This is a genomic window from Mitsuaria sp. GD03876, assembly GCF_029840635.1.
Taxonomy (GTDB): Bacteria; Pseudomonadota; Gammaproteobacteria; order Burkholderiales; family Burkholderiaceae_C; genus Roseateles.
In genome coordinates this window covers 136,518-156,531 of sequence record NZ_JAOCCU010000008.1, presented here as the reverse complement: position 1 = coordinate 156,531, position 20,014 = coordinate 136,518, and the positions used below count along the sequence as shown (strand labels likewise).

The following is a 20,014-nucleotide window of genomic DNA, read 5'->3' as shown; positions in this document are numbered from 1 at the left end:
GCCCCGGCCCCGCAGGCCGCGACCTACACCGGCCCGGCCGAAGGCGAGTACGACGTGATCGTGCTCGGCGGCGGGCCTGGCGGTTACTCGGCGGCGTTCCGCGCGGCCGACCTGGGCCTGAAGGTCGCGCTGGTCGAGCGCTACGCGACGCTGGGCGGCGTGTGCCTGAACGTGGGCTGCATCCCGTCCAAGGCGCTGCTGCACGTGGCGGCGGTGATGGACGAGGTCAAGCACTTCGCCGACCTGGGCGTCGAGTTCGGCGAACCCAAGGTCGAGCTGCCCAAGCTGCTGACGCACAAGAAGAAGGTCATCGGCAAGCTGACCGGCGGCCTGGCCATGATGGCCAAGATGCGCAAGGTCACGGTGATCCGCGGCTACGGCACGCTGCTGGATGCGAACCACCTGTCGGTCGAGGAGACCGGCGGCGAGGGCCAGGAGCGCACCGGCAAGACCCAGACGCTGAAGTTCCGCAAGGTCATCCTGGCGGCGGGCTCGCAGGCGGTGCGCCTGCCCTTCATGCCCAACGACCCGCGCGTGATCGACTCGACCGGCGCGCTGGAGCTCGCCACGAGCCCGAAGCGCATGCTGATCGTCGGCGGCGGCATCATCGGCCTGGAGATGGGGACGGTGTACTCGACGCTGGGCGCGCGCCTGGACGTCGTGGAAATGCTGCCCACGCTGATGACCGGCGCGGACCGTGACCTGGTCAAGGTCTGGCAGAAGATGAACGCGCCGCGCTTCGACAACATCATGTTGAACACGAAGACGGTCGCGGCCGAGGCCACGCCCGAGGGCATCAAGGTGACCTTCGAAGGCGAGGGCGCGCCGAAGGAGCCGCAGGTCTACGACCTGGTGCTGCAGGCGGTGGGCCGCACGCCCAACGGCAAGAAGATCGGCGCGGACAAGGCCGGCGTCGTGGTCACCGACCGCGGCTTCATCCCGGTGGACGTGCAGATGCGCACCAACGTGGCCAACGTCTTCGCGATCGGCGACATCGTCGGCCAGCCGATGCTGGCGCACAAGGCGGTGCACGAGGGCCACGTGGCCGCGGAAGTCATCGCCGGCGAACTGCTGGGCGACGACGCGCTGGCCAAGTCGCGCTTCGATGCGCGCGTGATCCCGAGCGTCGCCTACACCGATCCGGAGGTGGCCTGGGTCGGCGTGACCGAGGACGAGGCCAAGGCCCGCGGCATCAAGGTCAAGAAGGGCCTGCTGCCGTGGTCGGCCTCGGGCCGCGCGATCGCCAACGGGCGTGACGAGGGCTTCACCAAGCTGCTGTTCGACGAGGAGACCCACCGCATCATCGGCGGCGGCATCGTCGGCACGCATGCGGGCGACATGATCGGCGAGATCGCGCTGGCGATCGAGATGGGCGCGGACGCGGTCGACATCGGCAAGACGATCCACCCGCACCCGACGCTGGGCGAGTCGATCGGCCTGGCCGCGGAAGTCGCGCACGGCTCGTGCACCGACGTGCCGCCGCCGCGCAAGTAAGCCGCCACCACGGAGCCCGCGCCCGGATGCTGGTCCTCGACGCCGCCGCCACCGCGCGGGCGCTGCCGTGGTCCCTCCTGATGGAGGAGATCGCCCGGGTCTGTCGCGAGCATCGCGACGGCCGGCTCACCTGCCCGCCGCGGCAGGTGCTGCCGCTGCGCCAGGACGGCGTGCTGCTGGTGATGCCTTGCCTGAGCGACACCTTGTCGATCACCAAGCTCGTCAGCGTGCATCCGCGCAACGCGGCGCTCGGGCTGCCGACGATCTCGGGCGAGGTCGTCGTGCTGGACAGCCGTACCGGCCAACGCCTGGCGGTGCTGGACGGTCCCGCGCTGACCGCGCGCCGCACGGCCGCGGTCAGCATGCTCGCGCTGCAGCACCTGGCGCGCCAGGCGCCGCGCCGCGCGCTGGTGGTCGGCGGCGGCGTGCAGGCGCGCGCGCATGTCGAGGCGCTGCAGGCGCTGCATCCGCAGGCCAGCATCCATGTGCAGGGACACCAGTCGGTACCGGGCTTCGTCGAGGAACTCGGCGTCCAGCCGCTGGCCCCGGAGGCGCAGACGCGCCAGCCCTGGGACCTGATCGTCTGCGCGACGACGAGCCGCGTGCCGGTGCTGCGGCCGGGCGTGGGCGAGGGCGCGGTGGTGATCGGCGTCGGCGCCTTCCGCGACGACATGGTCGAGCTGCCGCCGGAGCTGGTCCGCGGCGCGCAGGTCTGGGTGGATGACCCGGTCGGCGCGCAAGCCGAGGCGGGTGACCTGATGGCGGCTGGCCGCTTCGAACCGCAGGACGCGATCGAGGATCTGGTGATGGGTCAGCAGCCGGTCGACGACCACCGCACGCGGTTGTTCAAGAGCGTGGGCTGCGCCCGCTGGGACCTGGCCGCCGCCCGAGTGGCAGTCCGCCCCTGACCCCTTCGCCCATCGACGTCACGCCCCCTTCGCCACTCGCCCCTCGCCGCCCCCTGGCTTCGCAAGACGATCTCAAGCCTCGTCGAGCATGTCCCGCAGCGTCTCATCCCACTGTTCGAGTTCGTCTTCGGGGAGGTGGAGCCAAGCCAATGCCGCGTCGCGGTTGGCTGCCCAATCCACGTCCGCGTCGAGTCCTTCGTGCTGTCGCATCAATTGCTCAGCGATGAGTCCAGCCGCGATCAGCGTGCGGACTTCAGGATCGATGCTGTCGTCATGGAGCGCCTCGAAGTCGTGATGAAGCCGGATGGCGGTCATCAACTCGGGCGCGAGGTTCCAGACCTTGATGACGAGCGCGCCGACGACGGCGTGGTCGGTGCGGTGGTTGACGTTCTCGGTCTTGATGTAGGGCCGGTCGATGCGTGCGGCGGCTTCGACCATGGTGGCGCCGTAGCCGCGCACGCTTTGCAGCAGTACCGGCATGCCGACATGGCAGAACAGGCCATAGCTTTGGGCGAGGTCCACGCGCATGCCGGGCAGTTGGCCGGCGATGAAGCCCATGGCGATGGCGCGTTTGGTCGAGCGTTGCCAGAAGCGCAGGAGGTGCGGGCTGTTGACCGGGATGGCGTGTCGCACCAGGAAGGCCTGCATCAGCGCGACGCTTTCGTCCAGGCCGAGGCGGTACATCGCCTGTCCGACGGTGGTGCAAGGCACGTTGCCTGCCACGAGGTGCAACGGGCTGTTGGCCACGCGCAGCAGCGTCGCGGACATGGCGACGTCGGCGGCGGCGACGCGACCGACCTCGTTGAGGTCGGGTTGCGGCAGCGACATCGCCGCGCGCAGCCGCTGCAGCAGCTCGGGGCACGGGGGGATCTGGATCTGGCGCAGCGGCCCGTTGGCGCGGGCCTGTTCCAGTTCCTGGCGGACGGCTTGGGTCTTCATGTGAGCGCCGGATTATCCCGGCGGGGCCCACGCGGGTGCGTGACGGCGGTGCGGCAAATTGCCGGTTGTCCGAGGCCGCGTCGTGGTTCGCCCGGGCGGGTGCACGGAGGCAGATACATTGCAGCGCATGTCACGTTTCGTCACTCGCACAGCGACGCGCGCTGCCCGGACCGTCCGGCCGGCGCTGGCGGCGCTGGCGTGCGTGGCGGGCTTGTGGTCCGCGCTGGCCTGGGGCTGGGACAAGGACCGGCTGGCCGAGTCGGCCGCCAAGCTGTCCCCGAAGACGCAGGCGGCGGTGCGGGCGATGGTGCAGATGGCGGACCGCGCGGCCGCCCAGGCCGACGAGCGCGACCGGCTGACCACGGTCAACAATTTCTTCAACCAGCGCGTGGCGTTCCGCGACGACATCGAGGTCTGGGGCCAGGTGGATTACTGGGCCACGCCGCTGGAGCTGCTGGACAAGGGCGCGGGCGACTGCGAGGACTACGCGATCGCCAAGTACATGAGCCTGCTGGCGGCCAACGTGCCGCAGTCCCGGCTGAGGATGGTCTACGTGCGGGCGCAGTTCCAGGGCCGGCCGCAGGCGCACATGGTCCTGGCCTACTATCCGCAGCCGGACGCCGAGCCCTTGATTCTGGACAATATCAATCCCGAGATCCGGCCGGCGTCGCTGCGGCCGGACTTGACGCCGGTGTTCAGCTTCAACGGCGAGGGCTTGTGGACCGGCGTCGGCGCGACCACGGCGGGCAATCCGCTGGCGCGCCTGTCGTTGTGGCGCGAGCTGCTGGCCAAGGCCAAGGCGGAGGGGTTCTGATGAGGCGGCCCGGCGACGGAGAATTCAACACATGTCCCTGATAAGACAAATCTGGTGCCTGGTCCTGGGCGCGGTGCTGGCCTCGGTGCTGGGCGGCGTGGCGGTGAGCACCTGGTCCTTGCGCGAGCTGCTGCAGACGCAGGCGCAGCTCAAGAACGCCGACAACGCCAACGCGCTGGCGCTGGCGCTGTCGCAGCAGAAGGGCGACGCGGAGTTGATGTCGCTGCTGATCTCGGCGCAGTTCGACGCCGGTGCCTACGAGAGCGTGCGCTGGCGCGACGGCAGCGGCGCGCAGGTGTTCGAGCGCCATCTGGAGACGCCGCAGCTCTCGCATGCGCCGGGTTGGTTCGTCGCGCTGCTGCCGCTGGACGTGGCGCCGGGCCTGGCCAAGGTGTCCGACGGCTGGAAGGCGGTCGGCGAGATCGAGTTGCGCGGCCAGACCGGCTACGTGCACGAGGCGCTGTGGCGCGCCACGCTCAGCACCGCGTCCTGGCTGGCGCTGGTGGGCGTGATCACCGGCGTGGCGGCGGCGGTGGTGCTGTCGCGGCTGCGCCGTCCGCTGGACACCGCGGTGCGCCAGGCCGAGGGCGTGACGCAGGGGCGCTTCGAGACAGTGCTCGAGCCGCGCGTGCCCGAGATGCGCGCGCTGACCAGCGCGATGAACACGATGGTGGTGCGGACCCGGCAGATGTTCGAGGCGCAGGCCGAGCAGCTGCGCACGTTGCATCACCAGTTGCTGTGCGACGAGCTGACGGGGCTGTCGCACCGGCGGCAGTTCGTGGCGGAGTTGAATTCGGCGCTGGAGCGCGACGACGGTCCGTTGCGCGCGGGGCTGGTGCTGCTGCGCCTGAAGGACCTGCAGGGCCTGAACCAACGGCTGGGCCATGGCGCGACCGACCAGGCGCTGGTGGCGATCGCGCAGGCGCTGCGCGTCTATCCGGAGCAGGTCCGCGGTTGCCTGGCGGGCCGGCTCAATGGCTCGGACTTCGCGTTGTGGCTGCCGGCGCCCAATGTCGTCGGCGACACGGCGCAGGCGTTGGCCGACGCGTTGCGCGCCGGCTTGCAGAACCTGGGCGCGGGCGTGGGCGTCGCGCTGGGCGCGGTCGAGCTGATGCGCGACCAGCCGATGAGCGCCTGGTTCGCCGCGGCCGACGCGGCGCTGGCGAAGGCGGAGCAGGGCGACGGCGTGGTGCTCGAGTTGCGCGAGGCGCCGCCGTCGGACGAAGTGGCGCAGGGCGAGCGCGCCTGGCGCGCGCTGATCTCGGACGCGCTGGCGCAGCAACGCAGCCGGCTGCTGGAGTTCCCGCTGATCGGCCGCGACCGCCAGGTGCTGCACCTGGAATGCCCGCTGCAACTCAAGCTCAATCCGGTCGGCGAATTCGAGCCTGCCGCGCGCTGGTTGCCGCTGGCGTTGCGGCACCGGCTGAGCGCCGAGGCGGATCTTCAGGCCTTGGCGCTGGCGCTGCAGGCGTCGCAGCAGGACCATCGCGCGCGCTGCGTCAACGTGGCGCCGGCCTCGCTGAACGACGGCAGCTTCATCGCCCGCGCCCGCGAACTGGTGCAGGCGGCACCGGCCGTGGCGCGGCGCCAGATCGGCCTGGAGCTGGCGGAGCCGGCGGCGGTGCAGCACTTCGAGGCGCTGCAGGAACTGGGGCGCCAGTTGCGGCCGCTCGGCGTGCAGCTGGGGCTGGAACACGCGGGGGCCGGACTGGCTCAAATCGATCGTCTTTTCCAGGCGGGCCTGGACTACGTGAAGCTCGACAGCGCGGTGGTCTCGGGCGTGTCGGCGGACGCCGGCCGCGCCGCCTTCGTGCGCAGCCTGGTGGTGATGCTGCGCAGCCTGTCGCTGAAGGTCTACGCCGAAGGCGTGACCGATGCGCTCGACGCGCAGGCGCTGTGGGACTGCGAGCTCGACGGCATCACCGGGCCGTGGGCGTCGGCGCAGGAGATCAAGCCCTGACTCATCCAAGTCGGTGAATCGCTTGATGGGCATCAAGCACTGTTGCAATCCGATTTGAAGCTCTCAGAATCCGCGCCTTCCTCTTGTCGTTGAAAGAGCAGGCGCAGAATGTCCGCACTTCTCCAGCCCATCGATTCCTTCATGCCTCGCGCAGACTTCCACGTCCAGATCGACGAGCAACTCAAGGCCCGTGTCGAGGCGTTGGCGAGTCGCCTCACGGTCGACATGAACGAGCTCGTCGAGTTCCTCGTCAAGCGCTGGGTCGAGCGCACCGATCCCGACGAGCCGAACGTGACGATTCACGAGGTGCTGATGGAGCGTCAGGAGGACAACGCCGTGAAGGCCGCCCTCCGTGGCGACACGGTGCCGCATGACGAAGTCATCGCCAAGTTCGACCAGTTGCTGGAACACGGGCGTGAGGACGGAGGGCGGTCGCCATCCTCGTCATCGGGTTCTGGCACACGGCGCAATTGAGGCCGATGCCCGACGGCGTGGGTGGCTGACGCGTCAGTCGATGTCCGCGGTGTGCAGCGGATACCCGGTGCCCGCGCGCCGGTCCTCGAAGAAGCGGCGCAGCGTTTCCTCGATCGTGTGGAAGGCGATCTCGTCCCAGGGGATCTCGTGCTCGTGGAACAGCCGCGCTTCCAGCGTCTCCGGGCCCGGATCGAACTCGGGGCTCAGCAGCGCGGCGCGGTAGAAGAGATGGACCTGCCCGACGCGGACCACGTTCATCACGCAGTACAGGTTCTGCAGCTCGATGCGCGCGCCGGCTTCCTCGACGGTCTCGCGCTGCGCGCCTTCGGCCAGCGTCTCGCCCAGTTCCATGAAGCCCGCCGGCAAGGTCCACTTGCCCCGCCGCGGCTCGATCGCGCGCTTGCACAGCAGCACCTGCTCGCCCCACACCGGCAAGGTGCCGACGACGTTCAGCGGGTTCTCGTAATGGATCGCGCCGCAGGCCGTGCAGGTCGCGCGCGGCCGGTTGTCGTCGGCCGGGACGCGGTAGTCGATCTGGCCGCCGCAGGTGGGGCAATGCTGGTAGCGCCGCGCTTGGAACATGGCGCGCAGTGTAGCGGCCTCGCGTGGCATGATCCCCCGCCATGCAGCTCTACAACTACTTCCGCTCGTCGGCTTCGTTCCGCGTGCGCATCGCGCTTGCGCTCAAGGGCATCGACTTCGACTACCGGTCGGTCCACCTCGCGAAGAACGAGCAGTTCAACGAGTCGTACGCGGCAGTCTCCGCGTCGCGGCTGGTCCCGCTGCTCAAGGACGAGGACGCGGTGGTCACCCAGTCGATGGCGATCATCGAGTACCTGGACGAGACCCATCCCGAGCCGCCGCTGCTGCCCGGCGACGCGCTGTGCCGCGCCTACGTGCGCGCGATCGCGCAGGACATCGCCTGCGAGATCCATCCGCTGAACAACCTGCGGGTGCTGCGCTACCTGGTCAAGGACCTCGGCGTCAGCGAGGACGACAAGACCCGCTGGTACCGCCACTGGGTCGAGAGCGGGCTGGCGATCGTCGAGCAGCGCCTCGCGCATGAAGGCCGCGCCGGGCGGTTCTGCTTCGGCGACACGCCGACGATGGCCGACTGCGTGCTGGTGCCGCAGGTGTTCAACGCACGGCGTTTCGATTGCCGCCTGGACCATGTGCCGACGGTGATGAAGATCCACGATCACTGCATGGCGCTCGACGCCTTCAACAAGACCCAGCCGAGTGCCTGTCCCGATGCGGAGTGACGCGGACGCCGGCCTCGACGCGCCGCATGCCGACTGGTTGCGCCCGGACTGGCGGGCGCCGCGGGTCGAGGCGTTCATGACCACGCGCGCCGGCGGCGTCAGCGGCGGACCGCAGGCGCCGGCCGACCAGCAGGGGTTGACCAGCCTCAACCTCGGACGATCGGTCGGCGACGAGCCGGCGAACGTCGCCGAGAACCGACGCCGCGTGGCCGCCGCGATCGGCGCCACGCCGGTTTTCCTGAAGCAGGTTCACGGGACCACGGTGTTGCATCTGCGCGCCGATCACGCGCTGCCCGGCGCGGATCCCGAGCCGGCCGATGCGTCGATCAGCACCGATCCGTCGCTCGCCTGCGCGGTGATGGTGGCGGACTGCCTGCCGGTGCTGTTCGCGGGGCCGGGCGTCGTCGGCGCCGCGCATGCCGGTTGGCGCGGCCTGGCCGGCGGCGTGCTGCGTCACACCGTCGACGCCATGTGCGACGCCGCGTTCTGCGCGCCCGACGAGCTGCAAGCCTGGATGGGCGCGTGCATCGGTCCGGCGCGTTTCGAGGTCGGTGCCGACGTGCTCGCGGCCTTCGGCGCCGAGCCGCTCGAGCGCGACCAACCGCTGTTCCGCTTCCAGCCCAACGAGCAGGGCGAGCCGCGCTGGCGCGCCGATCTCTACGGTCTCGCGCGGCAGCGGCTCGAAGCCGCCGGCGTCGGCGCCGTCAGCGGCGGCGGCTGGTGCACGGTCGGCGAGCCGTCACGGTTCTTTTCGTTCCGACACGAACGCGTCAGCGGCCTGCGCAGCGGGCGCATGGCCGCGGTCATCCGGCTGCGTTGACGTCGGCGTGGACCCGCCCGCCGCCGCGTCCGAGTGCGGAACGTCGGACATCTCCGCCTTGCGGCGTGCGGCGCGCCGCCGGGGCGCGCCCATCACGTAGATCACGATCGACAGCGGCAGCAGACCGTACAGCACGAACGTGACCAGCGCCCCGAGCACCGTGCCCTGCGGGCTGAAGGCCTCGACCACCGCCATCATCAGCACCACATACATCCAGGCGATGGCAACCAGATACATCAACGATTTCCTCGGGTGCTTCGCGACACCACCGTCACGCGGGGGTAAGCTGAACGGGCTACAAAGCGCCTGAGCATATGCGAAGCGCCCGGCCCGATCCCGCGATCGGCTGTGGCAAGCTTCTTGCTCGGGTCCGCAAGAGGAGACACATGAGCGCCAACAACGCCGAGGCCGGATTCACCGGCGCATCGTTCCCGGGTTTCGATCATTGGGCCCAGCAGGCGCAGCAGGCCGCCGGCAGCCTCTCGCACGGATTCGGCGACGCCCTGCGGCAGCTGCAGGCGATGCAGGTCGCGCCCGACGCCTGGAACCAGCTGCAGTCCGACTACCTCCGCCAGGCCGGCGAGCTGTGGAACACCGCGCTCGGCGGGCCGGAGGGCGCCGCGCCGGCCGCGACCGCCTTGAAGGACCGCCGCTTCGCCGACACGTCCTGGACCGACAACCGCCTGGCCCACTTCACCGCGCAGCTCTACCTGCTCAACGCGAAGACGCTGCAGCGCATGGCCGAGCAGGTGCAGGGCGACGACAAGACCCGCGCCCGCGTCCGCTTCGCGGTGCAGCAGTTCGTCGACGCCGCGTCGCCGAGCAACTTCCTGGCGCTGAATCCGGAAGCGCAGCAACGCGCGATGAACACGCAGGGCGAGAGCCTCGCCCGCGGGCTGCAGCTGCTGATGGCCGACGTCCAGCGCGGCCACGTGTCGCAGACCGACGAGACGGCCTTCGAGGTCGGCCGCAACGTCGCGACGACCGAGGGCCACGTGGTCTTCGAGAACGAGTTCTTCCAGCTGCTCGAGTACAAGCCGCTGACCGCGAAGGTCCACGCGCGGCCGCTGCTGATGGTGCCGCCCTGCATCAACAAGTACTACATCCTGGACCTGCAACCGGAGAACTCGCTGATCCGCTACGCGGTGGCGCAGGGCCACCGCACCTTCGTGGTGAGCTGGCGCAATCCGGACGCCGACTGCGTGCGCTGGACCTGGGACGACTACATCGGCCAGGCCGCGATCCGGGCGATCGAGGTGGTGCGCGAGATCGCCGGCACCGAGACCATCAACACGCTCGGGTTCTGCGTCGGCGGCACGATCCTGGCGACCGCGCTGGCGGTGCTGGCCGCGCGCGGCGAGCAGCCCGCCGAGAGCGTCACCCTGCTGACCACGCTGATCGACTTCAGCAGCAACGGCATCCTGGACCTGTTCATCGACGAGCCCGCGGTGCGGCTGCGCGAGATGACGCTGGGCGAGCAGGCGGTCAACGGCCCGGCCTTGCTGCACGGGCAGGAACTCGCGACGACCTTCAGCTTCCTGCGCCCCAACGACCTGGTGTGGAACTACGTCGTGGGCAACTACCTGAAGGGCGAGGCGCCGCCGGCGTTCGACCTGCTGTACTGGAACGGCGACGCGACCAACCTGCCGGGCCCGATGTACTGCTGGTACCTGCGCCACACCTACCTGCAGAACGAGCTGAAGGTCCCCGGCCAGCTGACCGTCTGCGGCGAGCGGCTGGACCTGGGCGCGATCAAGGCGCCGGTCTACATCTACGGCTCGCGCGAGGACCACATCGTGCCCTGGGACGCCGCGTACCGCAGCACGCAGGTGTTCGCGGGCAAGAAGCGCTTCGTGCTCGGCGCGTCCGGGCACATCGCCGGCGTCATCAATCCGCCGGAGAAGAAGAAGCGCAGCCACTGGATCGGCAAGGGCACCGCGCTGCCGGCCGACCACCAGCAATGGCTGCAGACCGCCACCGAGCATCCCGGCAGCTGGTGGACGGACTGGTCGCAGTGGCTGGGCGGCCACGCCGGCCCGCTGAAGGCCGCGCCGCGCGCGCCGGGCAACCGCGCGCACCCGGCGATCGAGCCGGCCCCGGGCCGTTACGTGAAGCAGCGTGCCTGACAGGGGCAAGCAACGGCTGCCACAGTCCCCCTTCCTCCCCACCCCGTCCACCTTCATCCCGCTGAGTCAGCAGTTTCGAAACAGGAGCGAGTCATGAGTTCACCGCAAGACATCGTCATCGTCGCCGCGGCGCGCACGCCGATCGGCAAGTTCGGAGGGACGCTGTCGAAGACCCCGGCCAGCGAGCTGGGCGCGATCGTCATCCAGGAGTTGCTGCGTCGCAGCGGGCTGCAGCCGGACCAGATCCATGAAGTGATCCTCGGCCAGGTGCTGACCGCGGGCGTCGGCCAGAACCCGGCGCGCCAGGCCGTCATCAAGGCGGGCCTGCCGGTCACCGTGCCGGCGATGACGATCAACAAGGTCTGCGGTTCCGGCCTGAAGGCCGTGATGCTGGCGGCGCAGGCGATCCGCGACGGCGACTCGGACATCGTCATCGCCGGCGGCCAGGAGAACATGAGCCTGTCGCCGCACGTGCTGCCGGGCTCGCGCGACGGCCAGCGCATGGGCGACTGGAAGCTCGTCGACACGATGATCGTGGACGGCCTGTGGGACGTGTACAACCAGTACCACATGGGCATCACCGCCGAGAACGTGGCCAAGGAGTACCACGTCAGCCGCGCGCAGCAGGACGAGCTGGCGTTGGCCAGCCAGCAGAAGGCCGCCGCGGCGCAGGACGCCGGCCGCTTCACCGCCGAGATCGTCCCGGTGACGATCCCGCAGCGCAAGGGCGATCCGGTCGTCTTCGCGCAGGACGAGTTCGTCAACCGCAAGACCAACGCCGAGGCGCTGGCCGGGCTGAAGCCGGCCTTCGACAAGGCCGGCTCGGTGACCGCGGGCAACGCCTCCGGGCTGAACGACGGTGCCGCCGGGCTGCTGCTGATGACCGACGCGAAGGCCCAGGCGCTGGGCCTGACGCCGCTGGCCCGGATCGCGTCGTACGCGAGCGCCGGCGTCGACCCCAAGACCATGGGCATGGGCCCGGTGCCGGCCTCGCGCAAGGCGCTGGAGCGCGCCGGCTGGCAGGCCAAGGACCTGGACCTGCTCGAGATCAACGAGGCCTTCGCGGCGCAGGCCTGCGCGGTGCACCAGGAGATGGGCTGGGACCTGAGCAAGGTCAACGTCAACGGCGGCGCGATCGCGCTGGGCCATCCGATCGGCGCGTCCGGCGCCCGCATCCTGGTCACGCTGCTGCACGAGATGATCAAGCGCGATGCGAAGAAGGGCATCGCCAGCCTGTGCATCGGCGGCGGCATGGGCGTGGCGCTGTGCGTCGAACGCTGAGCGCCGCGCGCGCCGAAGTTTTCCCCCGCGTCTGAACGATCCGATATTCCAGGGCACCCCGGCCGCGGACGCGGCGGCGCGGCGTGCCTCACAGGAGGCAAGCAAGATGAGTCAGAAAGTTGCATACGTCACCGGCGGCATGGGCGGTATCGGCACCGCCATCTGCCAGCGCCTCCACAAGGACGGCTTCAAGGTCATCGCCGGCTGCGGCCCGCACCGCGACCATGCCAAGTGGCTCGCCGAGCAGACCGCGCTGGGGTTCACCTTCTACGCGTCGGTGGGCAACGTGGCCGATTGGGATTCGACCGTGGGCGCCTTCGAGCACGCGATCGCCGAGCACGGCAAGATCGATGTGCTGGTCAACAACGCCGGCGTGACCAAGGACCGCATGTTCCTGAAGATGACCCGCGACGAGTGGGACACCGTCATCGACACCAACCTCAACAGCATGTTCAACGTCACCAAGCAGGTGGTGCCGGGCATGATCGACAAGGGATGGGGGCGGATCATCAACATCTCGTCGGTGAACGGCGAGAAGGGGCAGGCGGGGCAGACCAACTACTCCGCGGCCAAGGCCGGCATGCACGGCTTCACGATGGCGCTGGCGCAGGAGCTGGCGTCCAAGGGCGTGACGGTGAACACCGTCAGCCCGGGCTACATCGGCACGGACATGGTCAAGGCGGTGCGGCCGGACGTGCTGGAGAAGATCGTCGCCGGCATCCCGGTCAAGCGGCTGGGTGAGCCCGACGAGATCGCGTCGATCGTGGGCTGGCTGGCGGGCGAGAGCTCGGGCTTCACCACCGGCGCGGACTTCAGCTGCAACGGCGGGTTGCATATGGGGTGAGGAAGGACCGAGCTCAGTCCGGTGGACTGAGCGACGCCTTCCGAACGACTGCGGACCGGAGGTCCGCAGGCTGGGGAGGGTGGTTCACTTCGAACCAGCCCTCTCTCCGCAACGACGCAACGCCGGCGCGCCCTTCGGGCCGCCGGCGTTGCCGTTCCTGCTGGAGAGAATCCCCATGCCTCGTTCCTCGCGCCCCTCGTCCGGGCGCCGTTCCCTGCTGCTCGCGGCCGCCGCCGCGGCGCTCCCCGTCATGCCCGTCCGGGCATTGCCGCTCGACCCCGTTCCGCCATGGCCGAGGCGCCAGCGCCCCCTGCGTCTCGGCGTCATCGACCTCAGCTTCCATCGCGCCAGCGCCGGCGTCGTCGCCGAGGTGCTGCGCGCCGGTGGCGTGCCCGTCGAGCTGGTGGTCGATGTCCACGAGCGGATCTACGACCGCCTGCGCCGCGGCGAGATCGACATGGCGGTGTCCGCCTGGCTGCCCGGCAGCCATGGCGACTACATCCGCGGCCTCGACAACGACCTGCTGCGCCTGGGCGTCCTCTACCAGCCCTACGCGCTGTGGGGCGTGCCGGACTACGTGCCGGTGGAGATCCTGGACACCATCGGCGACCTTCGCCGCGACGACGTGCGCGCGGCGATCACGGTCAAGCGCATCCAGGGCATCGGTCCCGGCGCGGGCATCAGCCGTTTCTCGCGCGAGATCATGCAGCGCTACGACCTGGGCGCGCATGGCTACGAATTCATGAACGGCTCGCTGCGCGACTGCGTGCAGGCCTTCGAATCCGCCGTCGCCGAGCGCCGTTGGGTCGTGGTGCCGCTGTGGCGCCCGCAGTACCTGCACGCGCGCCACCGCATCCGCGACCTGCGCGATCCGGTCGGCCTGCTGCGCGGCGTCGACGACGCGACGCTGCTGCTGCGCCGCGACGCGAGAGCCTTGATCCCGGACGCGACGCTGAAGGTGCTCGCCGGCATGTCGCTGGGCAACGAGACGGTGGCCGCGCTCGACGAGCAGGTCGGCCGCGACGGCCAGCCGGCTGAGCGGGTCGCGGCCGAGTGGCTGGCCCGCCATCCGACGCGGCCGACCGAATGGGCGCTCGCGGGCGACAGGGTATTGGCCGCCGCGCCGGCCGCCGTGCCCTGAACGCGGCCGCCGCGCCATGACGAAGGGCTGCCGCGGCAGCCCTTTGGTCATCGCGGCCGGCCATTCCCCGGCCGGCCGGCGGCGTCAGTCCTTCTTCATCAGCACCAGCAGCTGCGACAGGTTCTGCGCGGCCGCCTGCAGCTTGGGCAGGCCCTGCTCGAGCAGCACCTGCGGCGGCGTGCGCGACGCATGCGTGCTGATGTTGATCGCGGCGACCACCTTGCCGTCCCGGCCGGTGATCGGCACGGCGATCGTCAGCACGCCGTCCTCCAGTTCCTGGTCCACCAGGCACCAGTGCTGGCGCCGCGCCTGCTCGACGGCGGCGCGCAGCTCCTCGTGGGAGCGCACCGTGTTGCCGGCGCGCCGCGCGATCTGCGCCTGCGCGACGCGGTGCTCGCGCTCCTCGATCGGCAGCGAGGCCAGCAGCACGCGGCCGGTGGCGGTGGCCCAGGCGGGCAGCCGGCTGCCCACGCCCATGGGCTCCGACATGATCTTGCGCAGCGGCGCGCGCAGCACGAAGACCACGTCGTCGCCGTCCAGCACCGCGATCGAGACGGACTCGCGCACCTCGTTGGCGAGCTGCATGGCCACCGGATCGGCGAAGCGCCACAGCGGTTGCGAGGACAGGTAGGCGAAGCCGAGGTCCAGGATCTTCGGGGTGAGCTCGAACATCCGCCCCTCGGAGCGCACGTAGCCCAGCGTCTGCAGCGTGAGCAGGATGCGCCGCGCGCCGGCCCGTGTCAGGCCGCAGCGCTTGGCGACGTCGGTGAGCGTCTGCCGCGCATGGTGGGTGTCGAAGGTCCGGATGACCGACAGGCCGCGAGCGAACGACTGCACATAGCTGTCGCCCGGCTTCAGGGGAGTATTGGTTGCGCTTTCGTCTTGAGACATGGGCGTCATGACCGCAGTTTGGAAAGGCCGCGAAACGCTAACATCGCGCCCGTTTCCTTAGGAAGTGACAAAGAGGTGAAGACCATGGCCATGGATGTTGTCGACTACGAGATCAAGGGTGCCGAAATGCAGTTCGTCGAGGTCGAGCTCGACCCCGGCGAAGCGGCAATCGGCGAAGCCGGCAGCATGATGTTCATGGATGCCGGCATCGGCATGGACACGGTGTTCGGCGACGGGTCGGCCAACCAGGGCGGGTTCTTCGGCAAGTTGCTGGGCGCTGGCAAGCGGCTGGTGACCGGGGAATCGCTGTTCACCACGATCTACACGAACCAGGCTCATGGCAAGCAGCGGGTCGCGTTCGCGGCGCCGTATCCCGGCAAGATCCTGCCGATGGATCTGGCCAAGCTGGGCGGCACGCTCATCTGCCAGAAGGATGCGTTCCTGTGCGCGGCCCGCGGCGTGTCGCTGGGGATTGCTCTCCAGCAGCGCCTGTCGACCGGCTTCTTCGGTGGCGAAGGGTTCATCATGCAGAAGCTCGATGGTGATGGGCTGGCCTTCGTGCACGCGGGGGGTACCGTGGTTCGTCGTACGCTCCAGCCCGGGCAGACGGTGCTGGTCGATACCGGGTGCGTGGTGGCCTACACCCCGAATGTGAGTTTCGAGATCCAGTACGTGGGCAAGATCAAGACCGCCCTGTTCGGCGGCGAGGGCCTGTTCCTGGCCAAGATGACCGGCCCGGGCGAGGTCTGGCTGCAGAGCCTGCCGTTCTCGCGCCTGGCGTCGCGCGTGTTCGCCGCGGCCCCGCAGCGCGGCGGCTCCCGCGAGGAGGGCTCGGTGCTGGGCGGCTTCGCCACCGGCGGCCTGCTGGGCGGGCTGCTCGGCGGCGACGACGAATAAGGCCTCGTCGAAGTTCGCCATGCGCAGACTTGCCGCAACGCTGGCGGCAAGTCTGGCGCAACCGGATGCAACCGTGAGGCCCCCGCGAAGCCCGCATCAACAGGGCGTCGGCGGCGCTGTTCCGGCCTGGACCTAGGGAGAACCCGCCTACACTTGAGGGCTGCGCGTCGCCTGGCGCGCCGGACATCTCCTGTTGAGGATCTCCATGCTGTCTTCCCTCGCGCGGTCGGTGCTGGCCGCCGTGACGCTCGCCGCCTCGGGCGCGCTGCTCGCTCCCGCCGCGGTCGCTTCCGCCGGCAGTCCCATCTTCGTGCTGAACTCGCTGGACGCCGACGTCAGCGTGATCGATCCCAAGGGCTTCCGCGAGGTCAAGCGCATCCCGACCGGCAAGGAGCCGCATCACCTGTACCTGACGCCCGACCGCAAGACGATGGTCGTGGCGAACGCATTGGGCGACTCGCTGACCTTCCTCGACCCGGTGACCGCGGAGGTGCAGCGCACCGTGCGCGGCATCCCCGACCCGTACCACCTGCGCTTCTCGCCCGACATGAAGTGGCTGGTGCTGGCCGGCAACCGGCTGGACCATGTCGACGTCTACAAGTGGCAGCCGCAGAACGCGGCGCAGCCGCTGGCGCTGTTCAAGCGCTTCTCGGCGCCGAAGACGCCGAGCCACCTCTCCATCGACAGCAAGAGCTCCGTCGTCTACGCCAGCCTGCAGGACAGCAGCGAGCTGCTGGCGATCGACCTGGGCACGATGAACCCGCGCTGGAAGATCCCGGTGGGCAAGCTGCCCGCCGACCTCTACCTGACGCCGGACGACAAGTTCCTGCTGGTCGCGCTGACCGGCGAGCGCAGCGTCGAGGTCTACGACGTCGCCGGCGCGCAGCCCCGGCTGGTGAAGAAGATCGAGACCGGCGACGGCGCCCACTCGTTCCGCGCGCTGGGCGACAAGAAACACGTGCTGGTCAGCAACCGCGCGGCCAACACGATCAGCAAGATCGCGCTGGCGGACTTCAGCGTCGTCGACACCTTCAAGGCGCCCGGCGGTCCGGACGACATGGAGATCCTCACCGACGGCCGCACGCTGATGTTCACCTCGCGCTGGGCCCGCAAGCTGACGGTGATGGACCTGCAGACCAAGCAGATCCTGCAGCAGGTCAAGGTCGGCAAGTCGCCGCATGGCGTCTGGACGCTGGACCAGATGCCGCGCCAGTGAGCGCGGTCCGACGAAAGCCGCGCGCGTGAAGCTCCCGCCCGTCCTGCGGCATGGCGCCGCGTTGCTGCTCGGCCTGACGATGGCCGCGCAGGCCCAGCCGCAGGCCGCGTCGAACGCGGCCGCCTCGACGCCGCCTTGCGACAAGCCGGTCTACCTCACCTTCGACACCGGCCACATGGGCGTGGCGCCGCTGATCGTGGACACGCTCAAGCGCTTCGACGCGAAGGCGACCTTCTTCCTGGCGCAGGAACCCACGATCGACGGCGGCCAGACGCTGGACGACAAGTGGGCGCCGTGGTGGCGTCAGCTGGCCGAGCAAGGCCACGACTTCGGCTCGCACACCTGGTTCCACGACACCTGGTCGGCGGACCTGCCCGACGGGAAGTTCCGCTTCCGGCGCGCCGCCGGCGAGCAGGTGCCGCAGACGGTGGTGCTGAGCAGCGCCGACTATTGCGAGGAACTCAAGCGCCCCGCGCGCCGTTTCCTGGAAATGACCGGGCGGCCGATGTCGATGATCTTCCGCGCGCCGGCCGGGCGGACCTCGCCGGCGTTGCTGGCGGCGGCGCAGGCCTGCGGCTTCCGGCACGTGGGCTGGAGCGCGGCGGGATTCCTCGGCGACGAGCTGCCCAGCGACAAGTACCCCAACCAGGCGCTGCTGGAGCAGGCGCTGCGCCGCGTGAAGCCGGGCGACATCCTGATGGCCCACCTGGGCATCTGGTCGCGCCAGGACCCGTGGGCGCCGGCGGTGCTGGAGCCGCTGCTGCAGGGGCTGAAATCCCGGGGCATGTGCTTCGCGCCGTTGCGCGATCATCCGGAATACGTCGCCTGGATGCGCCGGCCGCAGGAAGCGGTCGCGCTCAAGCCTCCGGGCGCGGCGGCCGCCGGCTCCGGCGCGAGCCCCAAGGACGCGCTCCGGCGCTGACGCCGCCTCGTTGCGGCATCGACTGACGAGAGGACCGACGGCGTGATGGACTGGTTCACCGATCTGTTCGGGCAGGCGCAGCAGGCGCTGTTCGAAGGCGTCATCCAGCCGATCGTGTTCGGCCTGGGCTACGGCAACCTGCTCGAGGACGCGTTCGACGCGACCGGCTGGCTGCTGGTCGGCCTGGCGCAGATCGTCGTGATGCTGGCGGTCATCGGCGCGCTGCAGCGCTGGCGGCCGGCCGAGGCGGTGACCGACCGGCGCGCGATCCGCGTCGACATCGTCTACACGCTGATCCAGCGGCTGGGCCTGTTCCGGCTGGCGATGTTCTTCTCGCTGGATCCGCTGTTCGACAGCCTGGTCGGCGAGCTGCGCATGCTCGGCGCGCCGAGCTTCCAGCTCGACGCGATCTGGCCGGGCGTCACCGACCAGGCCTGGCTCAGCTTCGTGCTGTACCTGGTCGCGTTCGACCTGCTGCAGTACTGGCTGCACCGCGCGCAGCACTCGTGGCACTGGTGGTGGGCGCTGCACTCGCTGCATCACAGCCAGCGCCAGATGACGATGTGGAGCGACAGCCGCAACCACCTGCTGGACGACGCGCTCATCGACAGCGCCGTGGCGCTGACGGCGATCCTGATCGGCGTCGGGCCGGGGCAGTTCGTCGCGCTGGTGGCGATCTCGCAGCTGCTGGAGAACCTGCAGCACGCCAACCTGCGGCTGAGCTTCGGCCGCGTCGGCGAGCGGCTGCTGGTCAGCCCGCGCTTCCACCGGCTGCACCACTCGATCGGCATCGGCCACGAAGGCTTCGGCCGCGGCACGCTGGGCGGCCACAACTTCGCGGTGCTGTTCCCGGTGTGGGACGTGCTGTTCCGCACCGCCAACTTCGAGGACCGCTGGGACCCGACCGGCGTGCGCGACCAGCTCCCGGAGGAGGGCGGCCGCGACTACGGCGAGGGCTACTGGGCGCAGCAATGGCTGGGGCTCAAGCGGCTCTTCGGGCGTGACAAGATCGCGCCCTCGACGATGACGATGCCCGGCCGCTCGCCGGCCGGAGGGGACGACTGATGATCAAGCCGATGAGCCGCGTCGCGGACGCGTTCTGGCGCGCCGCCGCGTACTGCCTGCACCCGCGGGTGATCGGCCTGTCGCTGTTGCCGCTGGTGGTGTCGGCGGCGCTGGCCTTCGGGCTGGGCTACTTCTTCTGGGAAGCCGCGGTCGCCGGCGTGCGCGCGACGATGGAGTCCTGGAGCCTGGTCGACGCGCTGCTGAAGTGGCTGGACAGCCTGGGCGCCGCGTCCTTCCGCACCGTGCTGGCGCCGATCGTCGTGCTGGCGATGGCGGTGCCGGCGCTGGTCGTGCTGAGCCTGCTGCTGGTGGCGCTGCTGATGACGCCGTCCATGGTGGACCTGGTCGCGCAGCGGCGCTTCGCCGGCCTGGAGCGCAAGCGCGGCGCGGGCTTCGTCGCCAGCCTGAGCTGGTCGCTGGGCCACACGGTGCTGTGCGTGGTGCTGCTGGTCGCGTCGCTGCCGTTCTGGCTGATCCCGCCGCTGGCGCTGATCCTGCCGCCGCTGATCTGGGGTTGGCTGGGGTATCGCGTCTTCACCTTCGACGTGCTGGCCGAACACGCCTCCGGTCCCGAGCGCCGCCGCCTGCTGAACGAGCACCGGCTGCCGCTGCTGCTGCTGGGCCTGGCCACCGGCTACCTGGGCGCCGCGCCGGCCGCGATCTGGGCCATGGGCGCGCTGACGATCGCGTTCGCGCCGGTGCTGATCCTGGTCTCGGTGTGGCTGTACACGCTGGTCTTCGCCTTCAGCTCGCTGTGGTTCGCGCATTACGCGCTGGCCGCGCTGCAGGACATGCGCCGCGCCGACACCGTCGCCGAACGCGCGCCCGATCCGGTGATGGACGCGCTGCCCGCGAACTACGCGACCCAGCCGCCGTCGCTGGCCGACGATCCCGACCCGGCCCCGCCGGCGATCGAGAACAAGCCGTCGCCGCTCTGAACCTTCCGTTCCCACGCCCGCG

Annotated in this window: 20 protein-coding genes; 16 read left to right on the top strand and 4 right to left on the bottom strand. The window is 70.1% G+C overall.

The features are described from left to right. Both lpdA and N5D62_RS07470 read left to right on the top strand, forming a co-directional pair. Window positions 1-1,494, top strand: a 1,494-nt coding sequence (gene lpdA / locus N5D62_RS07475; RefSeq protein WP_279757036.1) for a dihydrolipoyl dehydrogenase, incomplete at its 5' end; no start/stop codon positions are given. A gap of 26 nt (window positions 1,495-1,520) precedes the next feature. Next, on the top strand, window positions 1,521-2,402 hold the full coding sequence (locus tag N5D62_RS07470; RefSeq protein WP_279757035.1) for a delta(1)-pyrroline-2-carboxylate reductase family protein: 882 nt from the start codon (window positions 1,521-1,523) through the stop codon (window positions 2,400-2,402). Window positions 2,403-2,474: 72 nt separating this feature from the next. On the opposite strand, the gene N5D62_RS07465 is transcribed toward N5D62_RS07470, so the two are convergent. Continuing rightward, window positions 2,475-3,341 carry an HDOD domain-containing protein gene (locus N5D62_RS07465; protein WP_279757033.1) on the bottom strand — a complete coding sequence of 289 codons (867 nt, stop codon included), beginning with the start codon at window positions 3,339-3,341 and terminating at the stop codon, window positions 2,475-2,477. 127 nt (window positions 3,342-3,468) lie between these two features. Between N5D62_RS07465 and N5D62_RS07460 the strand changes: the two genes are divergently transcribed. The 3 genes from N5D62_RS07460 to N5D62_RS07450 all read left to right on the top strand — a co-directional run bounded on the left by N5D62_RS07460 (window position 3,469) and on the right by N5D62_RS07450 (window position 6,589). Then, window positions 3,469-4,155, top strand: a complete 687-nt coding sequence (locus N5D62_RS07460) for a transglutaminase-like cysteine peptidase (RefSeq protein WP_279757032.1) — start codon at window positions 3,469-3,471, stop codon at window positions 4,153-4,155. Window positions 4,156-4,186: 31 nt separating this feature from the next. Next, window positions 4,187-6,115 carry a LapD/MoxY N-terminal periplasmic domain-containing protein gene (locus N5D62_RS07455; protein WP_279757031.1) on the top strand — a complete coding sequence of 643 codons (1,929 nt, stop codon included), beginning with the start codon at window positions 4,187-4,189 and terminating at the stop codon, window positions 6,113-6,115. 108 nt (window positions 6,116-6,223) lie between these two features. After that, window positions 6,224-6,589: a hypothetical protein gene (locus N5D62_RS07450; RefSeq protein WP_279757030.1), complete on the top strand. Its 366-nt coding sequence runs from the start codon at window positions 6,224-6,226 to the stop codon at window positions 6,587-6,589. 33 nt (window positions 6,590-6,622) lie between these two features. Here the strand turns inward: N5D62_RS07450 and N5D62_RS07445 are convergent, their stop codons facing one another. Next, entirely contained in the window at window positions 6,623-7,171 is a 549-nt protein-coding gene (locus N5D62_RS07445; protein ID WP_279757043.1) for an NUDIX hydrolase, read from the bottom strand. A 41-nt stretch (window positions 7,172-7,212) separates the two neighbouring features. Here N5D62_RS07445 and maiA point away from each other — a divergent pair, with 41 nt between their 5' ends. After that, the gene (maiA, locus tag N5D62_RS07440) at window positions 7,213-7,851 is read left to right on the top strand and encodes a maleylacetoacetate isomerase (protein WP_279757029.1); all 639 of its coding nucleotides are present in this window, start codon (window positions 7,213-7,215) and stop codon (window positions 7,849-7,851) included. 76 nt (window positions 7,852-7,927) lie between these two features. Beyond that, complete coding sequence (gene pgeF / locus N5D62_RS07435) at window positions 7,928-8,671, top strand: peptidoglycan editing factor PgeF (RefSeq protein ID WP_279757028.1); 744 nt, start codon at window positions 7,928-7,930, stop codon at window positions 8,669-8,671. Here pgeF and N5D62_RS07430 read toward each other — a convergent pair. Next, window positions 8,591-8,908, bottom strand: coding sequence for a hypothetical protein (locus N5D62_RS07430; RefSeq protein WP_279757027.1), 318 nt, complete (start codon window positions 8,906-8,908; stop codon window positions 8,591-8,593). The genes pgeF and N5D62_RS07430 overlap by 81 nt on opposite strands. A 149-nt stretch (window positions 8,909-9,057) precedes the next feature. On the opposite strand from N5D62_RS07430, the gene phaC reads away from it, so the two are divergent. The 4 genes from phaC to N5D62_RS07410 all read left to right on the top strand — a co-directional run bounded on the left by phaC (window position 9,058) and on the right by N5D62_RS07410 (window position 14,063). Beyond that, window positions 9,058-10,797 carry a class I poly(R)-hydroxyalkanoic acid synthase gene (gene phaC / locus N5D62_RS07425; protein WP_279757026.1) on the top strand — a complete coding sequence of 580 codons (1,740 nt, stop codon included), beginning with the start codon at window positions 9,058-9,060 and terminating at the stop codon, window positions 10,795-10,797. Between the two features lie 93 nt (window positions 10,798-10,890). Beyond that, complete coding sequence (locus tag N5D62_RS07420) at window positions 10,891-12,078, top strand: acetyl-CoA C-acetyltransferase (RefSeq protein WP_279757025.1); 1,188 nt, start codon at window positions 10,891-10,893, stop codon at window positions 12,076-12,078. A 106-nt stretch (window positions 12,079-12,184) separates the two neighbouring features. Next, a complete protein-coding gene (gene phbB, locus N5D62_RS07415; protein WP_279757024.1) occupies window positions 12,185-12,922 on the top strand; it encodes an acetoacetyl-CoA reductase in 738 nt (245 codons plus the stop codon). A gap of 175 nt (window positions 12,923-13,097) precedes the next feature. Beyond that, window positions 13,098-14,063 (top strand): glycine betaine ABC transporter substrate-binding protein, encoded by a 966-nt coding sequence (locus N5D62_RS07410; RefSeq protein WP_279757023.1) that lies wholly within the window; start codon window positions 13,098-13,100, stop codon window positions 14,061-14,063. Between the two features lie 84 nt (window positions 14,064-14,147). Here the strand turns inward: N5D62_RS07410 and N5D62_RS07405 are convergent, their stop codons facing one another. Continuing rightward, window positions 14,148-14,954 carry an IclR family transcriptional regulator C-terminal domain-containing protein gene (locus N5D62_RS07405; protein ID WP_279757022.1) on the bottom strand — a complete coding sequence of 269 codons (807 nt, stop codon included), beginning with the start codon at window positions 14,952-14,954 and terminating at the stop codon, window positions 14,148-14,150. Between the two features lie 84 nt (window positions 14,955-15,038). Between N5D62_RS07405 and N5D62_RS07400 the strand changes: the two genes are divergently transcribed. The 5 genes from N5D62_RS07400 (at window position 15,039) to N5D62_RS07380 (ending at window position 19,992) form a co-directional block, all read left to right on the top strand. Further along, window positions 15,039-15,851 (top strand): TIGR00266 family protein, encoded by an 813-nt coding sequence (locus N5D62_RS07400; RefSeq protein WP_279757021.1) that lies wholly within the window; start codon window positions 15,039-15,041, stop codon window positions 15,849-15,851. A gap of 205 nt (window positions 15,852-16,056) precedes the next feature. Continuing rightward, a complete protein-coding gene (locus N5D62_RS07395; protein WP_279757020.1) occupies window positions 16,057-17,067 on the top strand; it encodes a YncE family protein in 1,011 nt (336 codons plus the stop codon). 79 nt (window positions 17,068-17,146) lie between these two features. Then, window positions 17,147-17,989 (top strand): polysaccharide deacetylase family protein, encoded by an 843-nt coding sequence (locus N5D62_RS07390; protein ID WP_279757042.1) that lies wholly within the window; start codon window positions 17,147-17,149, stop codon window positions 17,987-17,989. A 45-nt stretch (window positions 17,990-18,034) separates the two neighbouring features. Next, on the top strand, window positions 18,035-19,054 hold the full coding sequence (locus N5D62_RS07385) for a sterol desaturase family protein (RefSeq protein ID WP_279757019.1): 1,020 nt from the start codon (window positions 18,035-18,037) through the stop codon (window positions 19,052-19,054). Next, window positions 19,054-19,992 (top strand): EI24 domain-containing protein, encoded by a 939-nt coding sequence (locus tag N5D62_RS07380; protein ID WP_347881808.1) that lies wholly within the window; start codon window positions 19,054-19,056, stop codon window positions 19,990-19,992. Before N5D62_RS07385 ends, N5D62_RS07380 begins: the two co-directional genes overlap by 1 nt. Window positions 19,993-20,014: the final 22 nt, after the last annotated feature.